The following is a 15,249-nucleotide window of genomic DNA, read 5'->3' as shown; positions in this document are numbered from 1 at the left end:
GGGATGCGCGATCGACTGTTGGCAGCGGAGAAAGTGAAGGCCATCGATTGGCGTGATGGCGCACTGCACCTGCTCGATCAGCGTGCGCTGCCCTCCCGGGAAAACTGGGTGACCTGCGCGACGGTCGACGAAGTGGCCGCGGCCATTCGTGCGATGATGGTGCGGGGCGCACCGGCCATCGGCATCAGCGCCGCCTATGGGCTGGTGCTGGCCGCGCGCGCGCGGATCGCCGAGGGCGGTGACTGGCAGGCTTCATGGGAGGAGGACTACGCGTTGCTGGCCGATTCCCGTCCCACCGCGTCGAACCTGTTCTGGGCCATCAAGCGCATGCGTGATCGCCTCGATCGCCTCAAAAAGCACGCCGATCCGCTGGCGGTGCTGGAGGCCGAAGCCATCGCGATCCATGAAAGCGACCGTGAAGCCAACCTCACCATGGCGCAATTGGGCGTCGAATTGATCCGCAAGCATCAGGGCAATGCCCAGGCGATCCTGACCCATGGCAACGCCGGGGCCTTGGCGAGCGGTGGTGTAGGCACTGCGCTGGGGGTGATCCGTGCGGCGTTTCTGGAGGGCATGGTCGAGCAGGTCTATGCCAACGAAACCCGCCCCTGGCTGCAAGGCTCGCGGTTGACCGCCTGGGAACTGGCGGGCGCGGGCATTCCGGTCACGGTGAATGCCGACTCGGCTGGCGCGCATATCCTCAAGACAAAGGGGGTGACCTGGGTGATTGTGGGCGCTGACTGCATCGCCGCCAATGGCGATGTGATCAGCAAGATCGGCACCTACCAGTTGGCCGTGTGCGCCATGCACCATGGCGTACGCTTTATGGTGGTGGCGGCGAGTTCGACCCTGGACCTGATGATGGCTACTGGTGATGACGTCGCCCTGGAAGAGCGCGATGCCGGCGAGTTGCTGGAGGTTGCCGGGCAACGCTTTGCTGCCGATGTTGCGGCCTTTAACCCGGTGTTTGACGTCACGCCGGCGGACCTGATCGACGTGATCGTCACCGAAAAAGGCATCGTCGAGCGGCCTGATACTGCCAAGATCGCCAAATTGATGTGCCGTAAGCGCCTGCATTGAGGGCTTTGGTGTCTGGCAGATTGCAATCGCGGGCAAGCCCGCACATTATGAGTGCCTTCATAAAACAACGGTGGGAGCAGGCTTGCCCGCGATTGGCCCGAAAAACCAGCAAAACCCTCGGATCCACAGGCAAATCCTAGCCTCTATTCAGCTCTGAGCCCCTCTCGTCGCCCTCAAGCCTGTCATCCGTCAACTTACTACGCTCCATGCGCATCTGGGGGATAGGTGCGTGGCGGCGATTGTGATACCATTCGGCGGTTTCCAAGGTCACCCCAAGGGGCGACCTTTAATGCGCAGATCCGTGTCATAACTCGTTGATTTGTCGTAAGTCGTTGCCAGGCATCATGCCGGCGGCGGCGAGCTTCGTTCGTCCCATATGGATGTGACGAGGTTTCACCCGAAAAAGGAATCAGGCTTCTCATGGGCGAACTGGCCAAAGAAATCCTCCCGGTCAATATCGAAGACGAGCTGAAACAGTCCTACCTCGACTATGCGATGAGCGTAATTGTCGGGCGGGCACTGCCTGATGCGCGCGATGGCTTGAAGCCCGTGCACCGGCGTGTGCTGTTCGCGATGAGCGAGCTGGGTAACGACTGGAACAAGCCGTACAAGAAATCTGCCCGTGTTGTCGGTGACGTGATCGGTAAGTATCACCCTCACGGCGACACTGCGGTGTACGACACCATCGTTCGGATGGCCCAGCCGTTTTCCCTGCGCTACCTGCTGGTAGACGGCCAGGGCAACTTCGGTTCGGTGGACGGCGATAACGCCGCGGCCATGCGATACACCGAAGTGCGCATGACCAAGCTGGCACACGAGCTGCTGGCCGACCTGCACAAAGAAACCGTGGACTGGGTGCCGAACTACGACGGCACCGAAATGATCCCGGCGGTCATGCCGACCCGTATTCCCAACCTGTTGGTCAACGGCTCCAGCGGTATCGCCGTGGGCATGGCCACCAACATCCCGCCACACAACCTCGGTGAAGTCATCGACGGTTGCCTGGCGCTTATCGACAACCCCGAGCTGACCGTCGATGAGCTGATGCAATACATCCCCGGCCCGGACTTCCCGACCGCCGCGATCATCAACGGCCGCGCCGGCATCATCGAAGCCTATCGCACCGGCCGTGGCCGCATTTATATGCGCGCCCGCTCGATGATCGAAGACATTGACAAGGTCGGTGGCCGCCAGCAGATCGTCATCACCGAACTCCCGTACCAGTTGAACAAGGCACGTCTGATCGAGAAGATCGCCGAGCTGGTTAAAGAGAAGAAGCTCGAAGGCATCACCGAACTGCGCGACGAGTCTGACAAAGACGGTATGCGCGTGGTGATCGAGCTGCGTCGTGGCGAAGTGCCTGAGGTGATCCTCAACAACCTCTACGCCCAGACCCAACTGCAAAGCGTGTTTGGTATCAACGTCGTGGCCCTGATCGACGGTCGCCCGCGCATCCTGAACCTCAAGGATCTGCTGGAAGCCTTCGTGCGTCACCGTCGTGAAGTGGTGACCCGCCGCACCGTGTTCGAACTGCGCAAGGCCCGCGAGCGCGGGCACATCCTGGAAGGCCAGGCGGTTGCGCTGTCGAACATCGACCCGGTTATCGCCCTGATCAAGGCTTCGCCGACCCCGTCGGAAGCCAAGGAAGCGCTGATCAAGATGCCGTGGGAATCCAGTGCCGTCGTGGCGATGGTTGAGCGTGCCGGTGCCGATTCGTGCCGTCCGGAGACCCTGGACCCGCAATACGGCCTGCGTGATGGCAAATACTTCCTGTCGCCGGAACAGGCCCAGGCCATCCTGGAACTGCGCCTGCACCGTTTGACCGGTTTGGAGCACGAGAAGCTGCTGGCCGAGTACCAGGAGATCCTCAACCAGATCGGCGAGCTGATCCGCATCCTCAACAGCGCCGTGCGCCTGATGGAAGTGATCCGCGAAGAGCTGGAAGTGATCCGCGCCGAATACGGCGACGTGCGCCGCACCGAAATTCTTGATGCGCGCCTCGACCTGACCCTGGGTGACATGATCCCGGAAGAAGAGCGCGTGGTGACCATTTCCCACGGTGGCTATGCCAAGACCCAGCCTTTGGCTGCGTACCAGGCCCAGCGCCGCGGTGGTAAAGGTAAATCGGCTACCGGCGTGAAGGATGAGGACTACATCGCTCACCTGCTGGTTGCCAACAGCCACACCACGCTGTTGCTGTTCTCCAGCAAGGGCAAGGTGTACTGGCTCAAGACCTACGAAATCCCGGAAGCGTCCCGCGCTGCCCGTGGCCGTCCGCTGGTCAACCTGTTGCCGCTAGACACCGATGAATACATCACCACCATGCTGCCGGTCGAGGAATACACCGAGGGTCACTTCATCTTCATGGCAACCGCCAAAGGCACCGTGAAGAAGACCCCTCTGGAATCCTTCAGCCGCCAGCGCAGCGTGGGCCTGATCGCCCTGGAGCTGGACGAAGGCGACGTGCTGATCTCTGCGGCCATTACCGATGGCGAGCGGGAAGTCATGCTGTTCTCCGACGGTGGCAAAGTGACGCGCTTCAAAGAGTCCGACGTGCGTGCGATGGGCCGTACCGCCCGTGGTGTGCGCGGGATGCGCCTGCCGGAAGGGCAGAAGCTGATTTCCATGCTGATTCCGGAAGAGGGCAGCCAGATCCTCACAGCTTCGGCCCGTGGTTATGGCAAGCGCACCGCTATCAGCGAGTTCCCCGAGTACAAGCGTGGCGGCCAGGGAGTGATCGCCATGGTCAGCAACGATCGCAACGGCCGTCTGGTCGGCGCGGTCCAGGTGCTGGATGGCGAGGAAATCATGCTGATTTCCGACCAGGGCACCCTGGTACGTACCCGTGTTGATGAAGTGTCGAGCCTGGGCCGTAACACCCAGGGCGTGACCTTGATCAAGCTGGCCAGCGACGAGACCCTGGTGGGCCTGGAGCGTGTCCAGGAGCCATCGGAAGTCGAAGGCGAGGAGCTGGAAGGTGAGGAGTTCGATGGCGAGGTGATCGCAGCCGGCGATGACAGCGTCGACGAGCCAACCCTCGATGCTGCCGCAGACGAAGAAGAACCGCAGGAATAAGCGGACAACCAAGGGGGCGGATGAAGATTCGCCCCCTTGTTATTTGTCCCTTTTGAAAGTTTGCAATACTGCGCATTCCCCTGTGGGAGCGGGCTTGCTCGCGAAAGCGGCGTATCAGTCAGCGCATAGGCGGGCTGACACACCGCTTTCGCGAGCAAGCCCGCTCCCACAGGGGTTATGTGTCGAACACGAATTATGTGACCAACAGATCAGAGCGAGATTGGATGTGAGCAAGAGAGCCTATAACTTCTGTGCTGGTCCCGCGGCACTTCCTGAAGCAGTCCTGCAGCGCGCGCAGGGTGAACTCCTCGACTGGCATGGCAAAGGCCTCTCCGTGATGGAAATGAGCCATCGCAGTGATGAGTTCGTGTCCATTGCTACCAAGGCCGAGCAGGATCTGCGTGACCTGCTGGACATCCCGTCGGACTACAAGGTGCTGTTCCTGCAAGGCGGCGCCAGCCAGCAATTCGCCCAGATCCCGCTGAACCTGCTGCCGGAAGACGGCACTGCTGACTATATCGATACCGGTATCTGGGGGCAGAAGGCCATTGAAGAGGCATCGCGCTACGGCAACATCAACGTGGCCGGTACTGCCAAGCCCTACGATTATTTCGCTATTCCAGGTCAGAACGAGTGGAAGTTGTCCAAGGACGCGTCCTATGTTCACTACGTCCAGAACGAAACCATCGGCGGCCTGGAATTCGACTGGGTACCTGAAGTCGGTGATGTCCCGTTGGTGTGCGACATGTCCTCGGACATTCTCTCGCGCCCGATGGATGTGTCCCGCTACGGCATGATCTACGCCGGCGCGCAGAAGAACATCGGCCCGAGCGGCATCCTGGTCAACATCATCCGTGAAGACCTGCTCGGTCGTGCCCGCTCGGTGTGCCCGACCATGCTCAACTACAAGGTCGCGGCCGACAACGGCTCGATGTACAACACTCCGCCGGCTTTTGCCTGGTACCTGTCGGGCCTGGTGTTCGAGTGGCTCAAGGAGCAGGGCGGCGTGGCAGCCATGGGCAAGCTCAACGAAGAGAAGAAGCGCACCCTGTACGACTTCATCGACGCCAGCGGCCTGTACAGCAACCCGATCAGCCTGAGCGCCCGTTCGTGGATGAACGTGCCGTTCCGCCTGGCCGATGACCGCCTGGACAAGCCATTCCTGGCGGGTGCCGACGAGCGTGGCCTGCTCAACCTCAAGGGGCATCGTTCGGTAGGCGGCATGCGCGCCTCCATCTACAACGCCGTCGACATCAATGCCATCAAGGCACTGGTGGCCTACATGGCAGAGTTCGAAAAGGAACACGGCTAATGTCTGAGCAAGAACTCAAGGCCCTGCGTGTACGCATTGACGCCCTGGACACCAAGGTCCTGGAGCTGATCAGTGAGCGGGCGCGGTGTGCCCAGGAAGTGGCGCGGGTCAAGATGGCTTCCCTGGCCGAAGGCGAAGTGCCGGTGTTCTATCGTCCAGAGCGCGAAGCCCAAGTGCTCAAGCGGGTGATGGAGCGTAACCAGGGGCCGCTGGGCAATGAAGAGATGGCGCGGTTGTTCCGCGAAATCATGTCTTCGTGCCTGGCCCTCGAGCAGCCATTGAAAGTGGCGTACCTCGGCCCCGAAGGCACCTTCACCCAGGCGGCGGCGATGAAGCATTTCGGCCACGCGGTGATCAGCAAGCCGATGGCGGCCATCGATGAGGTGTTCCGCGAAGTGGCTGCCGGTGCGGTGAACTTCGGCGTAGTGCCGGTGGAAAACTCCACCGAAGGCGCGGTCAACCATACGCTTGACAGCTTCCTTGAGCACGACATGGTGATCTGTGGCGAAGTCGAGCTGCGTATTCACCACCACTTGCTGGTGGGCGAAAACACCAAGACCGACAGCATCAGCCGCATTTACTCCCACGCTCAGTCCCTGGCCCAGTGCCGCAAGTGGCTGGACGCTCATTACCCGAATGTCGAGCGCGTCGCGGTCTCCAGCAACGCCGAGGCGGCCAAGCGGGTCAAGGGTGAGTGGAATTCGGCGGCGATTGCCGGGGATATGGCTGCGGGCCTGTACGGCCTGACGCGCCTGGCCGAGAAAATCGAGGATCGCCCGGACAACTCCACGCGCTTCTTGATGATCGGCAGCCAGGAAGTGCCGCCGACCGGCGACGACAAGACGTCGATCATCGTCTCCATGAGCAACAAGCCGGGGGCGCTGCATGAGCTGCTGGTGCCGTTCCATGACAACGGGATTGACCTGACGCGCATCGAGACCCGTCCTTCGCGCAGCGGTAAATGGACCTATGTGTTCTTTATCGATTTCGTCGGCCACCACCGTGATCCGCTGGTCAAGGGTGTGCTCGAGAAAATCAGTCAGGAAGCCGTGGCACTCAAGGTGCTGGGTTCCTACCCGAAAGCGGTTTTGTGAGGCTTTGACATGAGTGGCAACTTCCTCGCCCTGGCGCAGCCGGGCGTGCAACAACTGTCGCCTTACGTTCCAGGCAAGCCTGTGGACGAGTTGGCGCGCGAGTTGAATCTGGACCCGGCGAAGATCGTCAAGCTGGCCAGCAATGAAAACCCCCTGGGGCCAAGCCCCAAAGTGCTGGCGGCGATCCGCGAAGAGTTGGCGGAACTGACCCGTTATCCCGACGGTAACGGCTTTGCCCTCAAGTCCCTGCTGGCCGAGAGCTGCCGGGTTGAGTTGAGCCAGGTGACCCTGGGTAACGGTTCCAACGACATCCTGGAACTGGTGGCGCGTGCCTATCTGGCCCCGGGCCTGAATGCGGTGTTCAGTGAGCACGCGTTTGCGGTGTATCCGATTGTCACCCAGGCTGTCGGCGCCGAGGCGCGGGTGATTGCGGCCAAGGACTGGGGGCATGACCTCCCGGCCATGCTGGCGGCCATCGATGCCCAGACCCGCGTAGTGTTTATCGCCAACCCGAACAACCCGACCGGTACCTGGTTCGGTGCCGACGCGCTGAACGAGTTCCTGCAGGATGTGCCTGGGCACGTGTTGGTGGTGCTGGACGAGGCCTACATCGAATACGCCGAAGGCAGTGACTTGCCCAACGGCCTGGACTTCCTCGCGGCCTACCCGAACCTGCTGGTATCGCGCACGTTCTCCAAGGCTTATGGCCTGGCGTCGCTGCGGGTTGGCTACGGGTTATCCACAGCCGTTGTCGCGGATGTGCTGAACCGCGTGCGCCAGCCATTCAACGTCAACAGCCTGGCGCTGGCGGCGGCCTGTGCGGCGCTCAAGGATGTCGAGTACCTGGAAGAAGGGCGGCGGATCAACGAAAGCGGTATGCAGCAGCTGCAGCAAGGCTTTCGTGAGTTGGGCCTGGGCTGGATTGAGTCCAAGGGCAACTTTGTCTGCGTAGATCTCGCCCAGGAGGCCGCTCCGGTATTCCAGGGCCTGCTGCGCGAAGGCGTGATCGTGCGTCCGGTGGCCAATTACGGCATGCCCAACCATCTGCGTATCACCATCGGTTTGCCGGCTGAAAACAGTCGCTTCCTTGAGGCGCTGGCCAAGGTCCTGGCCCGTGGTTGATGTGATTGCAATGCAACCTGTTGTGCCTGTGATCGGTCGCCTGGTGGTGGTCGGCCTGGGATTGATTGGCGGCTCCTTTGCCAAGGGCCTGCGTGAAAGCGGCCTGTGTGGCGAAGTGGTCGGTGTGGATCTGGACCCGCAATCGCGTCGGTTGGCGGTTGAGTTGGGGGTGGTGGACCGCTGTGAGGCGGACTTGGCCCTGGCATGCCAGGGCGCCGATGTCATTCAGTTGGCGGTACCGATCCTGGCCATGGAAAAACTGCTGGGGCTGCTGGCTGGCATGGACCTGGGCCAGGCGATCCTCACTGATGTTGGCAGTGCCAAAGGCAATGTAGTGCGCGCGGCGCGGCTGGCGTTTGGCGGCATGCCGGCGCGGTTCGTGCCGGGGCACCCGATCGCTGGCTCCGAGCAGAGCGGGGTGGAAGCCTCCAACGCCCAACTGTTCCGTCGGCACAAGGTGATCCTCACGCCGTTGCCAGAAACCGATCCCGCCGCCTTGGCGGTGGTGGATCGGCTGTGGCGCGAGCTGGGGGCGGATGTCGAGCATATGCAGGTCGAGCGCCATGACGAAGTGCTGGCGGCGACCAGTCATCTGCCGCATTTGCTGGCCTTTGGCCTGGTCGACTCCCTGGCCAAGCGCAACGAAAATCTGGAGATTTTCCGTTACGCCGCCGGCGGTTTTCGCGATTTCACGCGGATTGCCGGGAGCGATCCGGTGATGTGGCACGACATATTTCTCGCCAATCGCGAGGCCGTACTGCGCACCCTGGACACCTTCCGCAGTGACTTGGATGCCTTGCGCGATGCGGTCGATGCGGGGGATGGGCACCAGTTGCTGGGTGTTTTCACCCGTGCACGGGTAGCGCGCGAGCACTTCAGCAAGATCCTGGCGCGGCGTGCCTATATGGACGCCGCCGTCAACACTGACGATGTGGTGTTTGTCGCCAGCCCCGGTGGGCAATTGAGTGGCAAGATCCGGGTGCCGGGGGATAAATCCATTTCCCATCGCTCGATCATGCTCGGGTCGCTGGCGGACGGTATTACCGAAGTCGAGGGGTTCCTTGAGGGTGAGGATGCCCTGGCGACCCTGCAGGCGTTCCGCGACATGGGGGTGGTGATCGAAGGTCCGCATCATGGGCGAGTGACCATCCATGGTGTGGGCCTGCATGGCTTGAAGCCGGCCCCGGGGCCGATCTATCTCGGCAATTCGGGCACGTCCATGCGCCTGCTGTCAGGTTTGTTGGCGGCGCAGCGTTTTGACAGTGTCCTGACCGGCGATGCTTCGCTGTCCAAGCGGCCGATGAATCGCGTGGCCAAGCCGTTACGGGCGATGGGCGCGGTGATCGAAACCGGGCCGGAAGGCCGGCCACCGCTGACTATTCGTGGCGGGCAGTCGCTCAAGGGGTTGAATTACGCGCTGCCGATGGCTAGCGCCCAGGTCAAGTCCAGTCTGTTGCTCGCTGGCTTGTACGCCGAAGGCCGGACGGCGGTGACCGAGCCTGCGCCCACCCGTGATCATACCGAGCGGATGTTGCGCGGTTTTGGCTGCCCGGTGGAGGTCGTTGACGCAACGGTGGCGGTTGAGTCGGGTCGTGCACTGTTGGCCACGCGCATCGAAGTGCCGGGTGATATCTCTTCCGCGGCATTCTTCCTGGTGGCCGCCTCGATTGCCGAGGGGTCCGAATTGTTGCTGGAGCATGTGGGAATCAATCCTACCCGCACCGGGGTGATCGATATCCTGCGTCTCATGGGTGCCGATATCACCCTGGAAAACCTGCGTGAAGTGGGCGGTGAACCGGTTGCGGACCTGCGTGTACGCGCGGCACCGCTCAAGGGTATCGAGATTCCCGAAGCGCTGGTTCCCCTGGCTATCGACGAATTCCCAGTGCTGTTTGTCGCCGCCGCTTGCGCCCAGGGGCGCACGGTATTGCGTGGTGCCGAAGAGTTGCGGGTCAAGGAGTCTGACCGCATCCAGGTAATGGCCGACGGTCTGTTGGCGCTGGGTGTGAAGTGTGTGCCGACCCCTGATGGGATTATCATTGATGGCGGCGGCATGGCCGGGGGTGAAGTGCATGCCCACGGTGATCATCGGATCGCCATGGCGTTCAGTGTGGCGTCCCTGCGTGCCACTGCGCCGATTCGTATCCATGACTGTGCCAACGTAGCTACATCTTTTCCGAATTTTCTTACACTGTCTGCCCAAGTCGGCATTCGTGTAGCCCAAGAGGCTCAATTGTGAATATCAAAGCACCGGTGATTACCATCGACGGGCCGAGCGGCTCTGGCAAAGGCACCGTCGCAGGCTTGTTGGCCAAGCGTCTGGGGTGGTGTCTGCTGGACTCCGGGGCGTTGTATCGCCTGCTGGCTTTCGCCGCACGTAATCATGGCGTCGACCTGACCAATGAAGCATCGTTGGTATTGCTGGCGGCTCACCTTGACGTGCAGTTCGTCGGCGCGACCGAAGGTCATTCGCTGCGCATTATCCTGGAAGGAGATGACGTAACCGATGATCTGCGTAACGAGCAGGTTGGCTCCTGGGCTTCCCAGGTGGCCGCCTTGCCGGCCGTGCGTGATGCCTTGCTCCAGCGTCAACGGGCTTTCCAGGAGCCACCGGGCCTTGTGGCCGATGGCCGTGATATGGGGACCGTGGTGTTCCCTGAGGCGCCGCTGAAGATTTTCCTGACGGCCAGTGCCGAGGAGCGGGCGCGTCGCCGTTACTTGCAGTTGAAGGGCAAGGTGGATGGTGTTAGTCTGTCGAGTCTGCTAGATGAGATTCGTGCACGCGATGAGCGTGACACCCAGCGTGCGGTAGCCCCGCTCAAACCGGCGGCTGACGCCATACAGCTGGATTCCACGGAATTGTCCATCGAGCAGGTGTTGGAACGCATCTTGAGTGAAATCGCTCTTCGCGATATCGCCGGATGACTCAGAGGAAGTGCAGGGGACCAGTCCTAGACCTGGGCTTCTTCTCTTATATGAACGTAACCCACACCGTCTGGGGTGTGGCAGATGGGCGTATTCTTCGCCCTTATCAACAGGAATTAAAATGAGCGAAAGCTTTGCGGAACTCTTTGAAGAAAGCCTAAAAACCCTGAACCTTCAGGCAGGCTCCATCATCACCGGTGTTATCGTTGATATCGATTACCAAGCTCGCTGGGTAACCGTTCACGCTGGTCTGAAGTCTGAAGCACTCATCCCGCTTGAGCAGTTCTACAACGACGCTGGCGACCTGACTATCAATGTCGGTGACGAAGTTCACGTTGCTCTGGACTCGGTTGAAGACGGTTTCGGTGAAACCAAGCTGTCCCGTGAAAAAGCCAAGCGCGCTGAATGCTGGATTGTTCTCGAAGCAGCCTTCGCAGCTGAAGAAGTGGTCAAGGGCGTTATCAACGGTAAGGTTAAAGGCGGCTTCACTGTCGACGTTAACGGCATCCGTGCGTTCCTGCCAGGTTCTTTGGTCGACGTTCGTCCTGTGCGCGACACCACGCACCTGGAAGGCAAAGAACTCGAATTCAAGGTCATCAAGCTCGATCAGAAGCGCAACAACGTTGTCGTTTCCCGTCGCAGCGTCCTGGAAGCAGAGAACTCCGCCGAGCGTGAAGCTTTGCTGGAATCCCTGCAGGAAGGCCAACAAGTCAAAGGTATCGTCAAGAACCTCACCGATTACGGCGCATTCGTCGATCTGGGTGGCGTCGATGGCCTGCTGCACATTACCGACATGGCTTGGAAGCGTATCAAGCATCCTTCCGAAATCGTCAACGTTGGCGACGAGATCGATGTCAAGGTTCTGAAATACGATCGCGAGCGCAACCGTGTTTCCCTGGGCCTGAAGCAACTGGGTGAAGATCCATGGGTTGCTATCAAAGCCCGTTACCCAGAAAGCACTCGCGTAACCGCGCGTGTTACCAACCTGACCGACTACGGCTGCTTCGCAGAGCTGGAAGAAGGCGTGGAAGGCCTGGTACACGTTTCCGAAATGGACTGGACCAACAAGAACATCCACCCTTCGAAAGTCGTACAAGTCGGCGACGAAGTGGAAGTTATGGTTCTGGACATCGACGAAGAGCGTCGTCGTATCTCCCTGGGCATCAAGCAGTGCAAATCTAACCCATGGGAAGATTTCTCTGGCCAGTTCAACAAGGGCGATAAAATCTCCGGCACCATCAAGTCGATCACCGATTTCGGTATCTTCATTGGTCTGGACGGCGGCATCGACGGCCTGGTTCACCTGTCCGACATCTCCTGGAACGAAGTTGGCGAAGAAGCTGTTCGTCGTTTCAAGAAGGGCGACGAGCTGGACACCGTTATCCTGTCGGTTGACCCAGAGCGCGAGCGCATCTCCCTGGGTATCAAGCAACTGGAAAGCGATCCGTTCTCCGAGTACGTTCAAGAGAACGACAAGGGTGCAATCGTTAAAGGCATCGTGAAGGAAGTTGACGCTAAAGGCGCCATCATCACTTTGGGTGACGATATCGAAGCGACTCTGAAAGCCTCCGAAATCAGCCGTGACCGCGTTGAAGACGCTCGTAACGTTCTGAAAGAAGGCCAGGAAGTAGAAGCCAAGATCATCAGCGTTGACCGCAAGAGCCGCGTAATCCAACTCTCCATCAAGTCGAAAGACGAGATCGAAGAGAAAGAAGCAATCCAGAGCCTGCGCGACAAGCCAGCTACCTCTGACATTGCTTCGGGTCCGACCACTCTGGGCGACCTGTTGCGTGCACAAATGGAAAAACAGAACTAAGTTCTGTCAGACCATAGAAAAAGGGCGACTTCGGTCGCCCTTTTTTGTGCCTGTGATTTGGGTTTTACGGGGCGGGAGGTTGGCAGGTGTAGTGCGTTCGTCCTGAGGCTGCTTGCAGGCGGTGATCTTGCTATTCAGGCACACTTCCAGTGCTTTTCTGGGGAAGGGTCTCCTGCGCTTTCCTGGGGGGAGCCTGCTCTTATCCTTGGTCTTGTGGGGGTTGCGATAATTTGCGCAAGATAAGTCAAGCCACAGGCTGTTCAAATTCATCTGGTCATGCTAAAACCTTCGGAGCGCTTTTCCTAGCTGCTTGAAAAAGAAGGGAAAAATATGACGAAGTCGGAGTTGATCGAACGAATTGTCACCCATCAAGGGCTGCTCTCATCCAAGGATGTGGAGTTGGCCATCAAGACCATGCTTGAGCAAATGTCCCAGTGCCTGGCCACTGGTGATCGGATCGAGATCCGCGGCTTTGGCAGCTTCTCGCTGCACTACCGCGCTCCACGCGTGGGCCGTAATCCGAAAACCGGCCAGTCCGTCAGCCTCGACGGCAAATTCGTGCCCCACTTCAAACCGGGCAAGGAATTGCGGGATCGAGTGAACGAAGACGAAGAAGAAAGCGTCTGAGTTTTTTTGGGGATAGGAGAAGTTTATGCGCGGTGTAAAGCGCGTCGCCCTGGTACTGATTGTGCTGATCGTCGCCTTGGTGATCCTGGCATTCGTACTGGAAAACCAGCAAGGCGTCGCCCTGGCGTTTTTGGGATGGTCTACGCCAGAGCTGCCGGTTTCGGTGTTTGTGACATTGGCGTTGATTGTTGGGATGCTGGTGGGGCCGCTTCTGGGTTTGCTAGTGCGTCGTAAAAAGCGCCTAAAGCCCGTGTTGTAGGGCTGGTCTGACGGCTCAGACCGTTTGTCGGCTGTATTGCAGGGTTGAGCCTTCCCTTTGGCGTCGGTTCCCTAGACGGTTAAGCGTTAAGCGCTTCTCTGTGTTCAGGAAATAGTGGCTTTAATGGGCTCTCTGGCCTTAATTCTTACAACTTCTTCGATGTTTGAGAATTGCCTTAAAATTATGTCAAGTCTTGCAATGTGACGGCGAGATGGCAAAATGCAACCTGTTCTCGATACCAGTCATTTTGTGTGTCCAAGACTTGGCAGCGACGCTGGGTTTTTGGCCGGTTCTTATAAATATAAAATCACCACAAGATCGTCTGCATAACGAGCCCGCAGTTTCTCCTTGAAGGCAGGTTTTTGTTGTGAGTAGTAGCTTCCGCGATCCTCTGGTCCCTCCATCCGACGAAATTGACCTCGTTGCGTATTATCAGGCTGTCTGGAGACAGAAAAAGCTAATTGTGCTGGTGACCGCTATCGTTGCTCTGGGCGCTGGCGTCTATGCATTTATGGCGACGCCTCAGTATCAAGTGAGTAGTGTTTTGCGGCCAGCGGCAATTAACGAATTGGATGCGCTGAATCGCTCTGAAATCTATCAGCTTCCTCCAGGAGAGGCGCTTATCAAAGTGGGCTCCGCTCTGGAGTCCTATGATACACGTCTGGGATTTTTTCGAGCCAATCAGGCGCTATTCAAGCAGTTTGAGCAGCCGGGACGTACGTTAGAGCAGAGTTTTGAAGCGTTTAACCGTAATTCCATTAATCTCGTTCTTCCAGACCCAAAGAAAGCTGATTCTCTAAGTTCATATATTAAACTGGAAATGGATTATCCAAAGGGCATAGATGGTGTCGCAATTCTAAATGGGTTTGTTGACTATGTCACCGTAGTTGAGCGTAATAAAATCGCTGCGGACTTGGGTGTTATCGTAAGCAATCGACTGACAGAGCTGAAGGGAAAACTCGACGCCGCCCGTTCAAGTTACGACACGGAAAAAGAAGCAAGAATTGCATCTTTACTTGAGGTCGACAATGTACGCCGTGCTCAATTGCAAGATGAGTTAAAGGCTCTGCGTGACCAGCTCAAGACGCTGCGCTCTGACCGAGTAGTTCAGCTGAGCGAAGCCATTAGTATCGCTAAATCACTGAATATCAAAAAGCCCACGACGCCTTCCTCTTTGGGGGATGCTGAGCGTCCTGGGGCTTTGAGCGTAATGCGTACTGAAATCAATAACCAGCAAGCGCCTTTGTATTTCATGGGATATGACGCGTTGGAAGCTGAGCGGACTGCGTTGCTTCAGCGCAAGTCGGATGATTTTACTGAGGGGCGAATTGCGCAGATCGCAAAAGAGCTTCAGCTTTTGAAGTCGAATCGTGAGGTTGAGATGTTGAAGCTCCGTACGAATGAGGACCTGTTCTTGAGTAATGTCCAGCCTTTAAGAGCAGAGATATCCCGATTACGTAATTTGAACATCGACATGACCCAACTGAAAATGGTCACCATCGACAAGCGAGCCCTGGAACCGTTGGGCCCAGTTAAGCCGAGGAAGTTTTTGATACTGGCCTTGGGCATCGTTCTGGGGGCTGGCTTAGGCATTGCGATTGCCTTGCTGCGTAGTATCTTTGGCAATTGGCGTAGCGTTACCGACAGACATTCGTCAGAGCGCATGTCGCGTATTTCGGGCGCTGTCGCTTTGGCAGGCGTAGTGGAAAATATTGAGCAGTCTTCAAAAAGTCGATAATTGGTTGATGGCTAATTGATACTGGTTAAGTGGGTGATGCTTGTCTGGCATAGCTATATGGCAACGATACATTCATTGAAAAAGTTCGCTGCCCTTGTGCCTCCACGTTTCATTGCATGCTGGGTTCGAGGCGGTCGAAGGCTCATGCTGCCTCCATCGTCATGTCTGAATACCGCTCGAGTCGGATTAGGGCTATATCGG

At 58.5% G+C, this 15,249-nt stretch carries 11 protein-coding genes; all 11 read left to right on the top strand.

What is annotated here, in order from left to right; all coding sequences use genetic code 11:
- Positions 1–3 precede the first annotated feature (3 nt).
- The 11 genes from mtnA to JFT44_RS08190 all read left to right on the top strand — a co-directional run bounded on the left by mtnA (position 4) and on the right by JFT44_RS08190 (position 15,048).
- A complete protein-coding gene (gene mtnA / locus JFT44_RS08240) occupies positions 4–1,080 on the top strand; it encodes an S-methyl-5-thioribose-1-phosphate isomerase (RefSeq protein ID WP_198830535.1) in 1,077 nt (358 codons plus the stop codon).
- Between the two features lie 420 nt (positions 1,081–1,500).
- On the top strand, positions 1,501–4,155 hold the full coding sequence (gene gyrA / locus JFT44_RS08235; RefSeq protein WP_029298707.1) for a DNA gyrase subunit A: 2,655 nt from the start codon (positions 1,501–1,503) through the stop codon (positions 4,153–4,155).
- 226 nt (positions 4,156–4,381) lie between these two features.
- Positions 4,382–5,467, top strand: coding sequence for a 3-phosphoserine/phosphohydroxythreonine transaminase (gene serC, locus JFT44_RS08230; protein ID WP_029298706.1), 1,086 nt, complete (start codon positions 4,382–4,384; stop codon positions 5,465–5,467).
- On the top strand, positions 5,467–6,561 hold the full coding sequence (pheA, locus tag JFT44_RS08225; protein WP_029298704.1) for a prephenate dehydratase: 1,095 nt from the start codon (positions 5,467–5,469) through the stop codon (positions 6,559–6,561). The genes serC and pheA overlap by 1 nt, the downstream gene beginning before the upstream one ends.
- A 9-nt stretch (positions 6,562–6,570) precedes the next feature.
- Positions 6,571–7,683 (top strand): histidinol-phosphate transaminase, encoded by a 1,113-nt coding sequence (hisC, locus tag JFT44_RS08220; RefSeq protein ID WP_169389656.1) that lies wholly within the window; start codon positions 6,571–6,573, stop codon positions 7,681–7,683.
- A 28-nt stretch (positions 7,684–7,711) separates the two neighbouring features.
- Positions 7,712–9,922: a bifunctional prephenate dehydrogenase/3-phosphoshikimate 1-carboxyvinyltransferase gene (locus JFT44_RS08215; RefSeq protein ID WP_198830576.1), complete on the top strand. Its 2,211-nt coding sequence runs from the start codon at positions 7,712–7,714 to the stop codon at positions 9,920–9,922.
- Complete coding sequence (gene cmk / locus JFT44_RS08210; RefSeq protein ID WP_029298696.1) at positions 9,919–10,608, top strand: (d)CMP kinase; 690 nt, start codon at positions 9,919–9,921, stop codon at positions 10,606–10,608. Before JFT44_RS08215 ends, cmk begins: the two co-directional genes overlap by 4 nt.
- 121 nt (positions 10,609–10,729) lie before the next feature.
- Positions 10,730–12,424, top strand: a complete 1,695-nt coding sequence (rpsA, locus tag JFT44_RS08205; RefSeq protein WP_029298694.1) for a 30S ribosomal protein S1 — start codon at positions 10,730–10,732, stop codon at positions 12,422–12,424.
- A 330-nt stretch (positions 12,425–12,754) separates the two neighbouring features.
- Positions 12,755–13,051, top strand: coding sequence for an integration host factor subunit beta (ihfB, locus tag JFT44_RS08200; protein WP_008437689.1), 297 nt, complete (start codon positions 12,755–12,757; stop codon positions 13,049–13,051).
- A gap of 25 nt (positions 13,052–13,076) precedes the next feature.
- Positions 13,077–13,310, top strand: coding sequence for a lipopolysaccharide assembly protein LapA domain-containing protein (locus tag JFT44_RS08195; protein ID WP_198830534.1), 234 nt, complete (start codon positions 13,077–13,079; stop codon positions 13,308–13,310).
- A gap of 367 nt (positions 13,311–13,677) precedes the next feature.
- The gene (locus JFT44_RS08190; RefSeq protein WP_198830533.1) at positions 13,678–15,048 is read left to right on the top strand and encodes a Wzz/FepE/Etk N-terminal domain-containing protein; all 1,371 of its coding nucleotides are present in this window, start codon (positions 13,678–13,680) and stop codon (positions 15,046–15,048) included.
- Positions 15,049–15,249: the final 201 nt, after the last annotated feature.

It is taken from the genome of Pseudomonas sp. MF5691, from assembly GCF_016405645.1.
GTDB classification, from domain to species: Bacteria; Pseudomonadota; Gammaproteobacteria; order Pseudomonadales; family Pseudomonadaceae; genus Aquipseudomonas; species Aquipseudomonas shahriarae.
The sequence above is the reverse complement of the archived record's forward strand: the minus strand, read 5'-3'. Positions and strand labels throughout refer to the sequence as shown.

Excerpts from the sequence above, each read along its gene's own strand:
- mtnA (WP_198830535.1), top strand. The coding sequence starts at position 4 with ATGCGCGATCGACTGTTGGCAGCGGAGAAAGTGAAGGCCATCGATTGG.
- gyrA (WP_029298707.1), top strand. The coding sequence starts at position 1,501 with ATGGGCGAACTGGCCAAAGAAATCCTCCCGGTCAATATCGAAGACGAG.
- pheA (WP_029298704.1), top strand. The coding sequence starts at position 5,467 with ATGTCTGAGCAAGAACTCAAGGCCCTGCGTGTACGCATTGACGCCCTG.
- hisC (WP_169389656.1), top strand. The coding sequence starts at position 6,571 with ATGAGTGGCAACTTCCTCGCCCTGGCGCAGCCGGGCGTGCAACAACTG.
- rpsA (WP_029298694.1), top strand. The coding sequence starts at position 10,730 with ATGAGCGAAAGCTTTGCGGAACTCTTTGAAGAAAGCCTAAAAACCCTG.
- ihfB (WP_008437689.1), top strand. The coding sequence starts at position 12,755 with ATGACGAAGTCGGAGTTGATCGAACGAATTGTCACCCATCAAGGGCTG.
- JFT44_RS08195 (WP_198830534.1), top strand. The coding sequence starts at position 13,077 with ATGCGCGGTGTAAAGCGCGTCGCCCTGGTACTGATTGTGCTGATCGTC.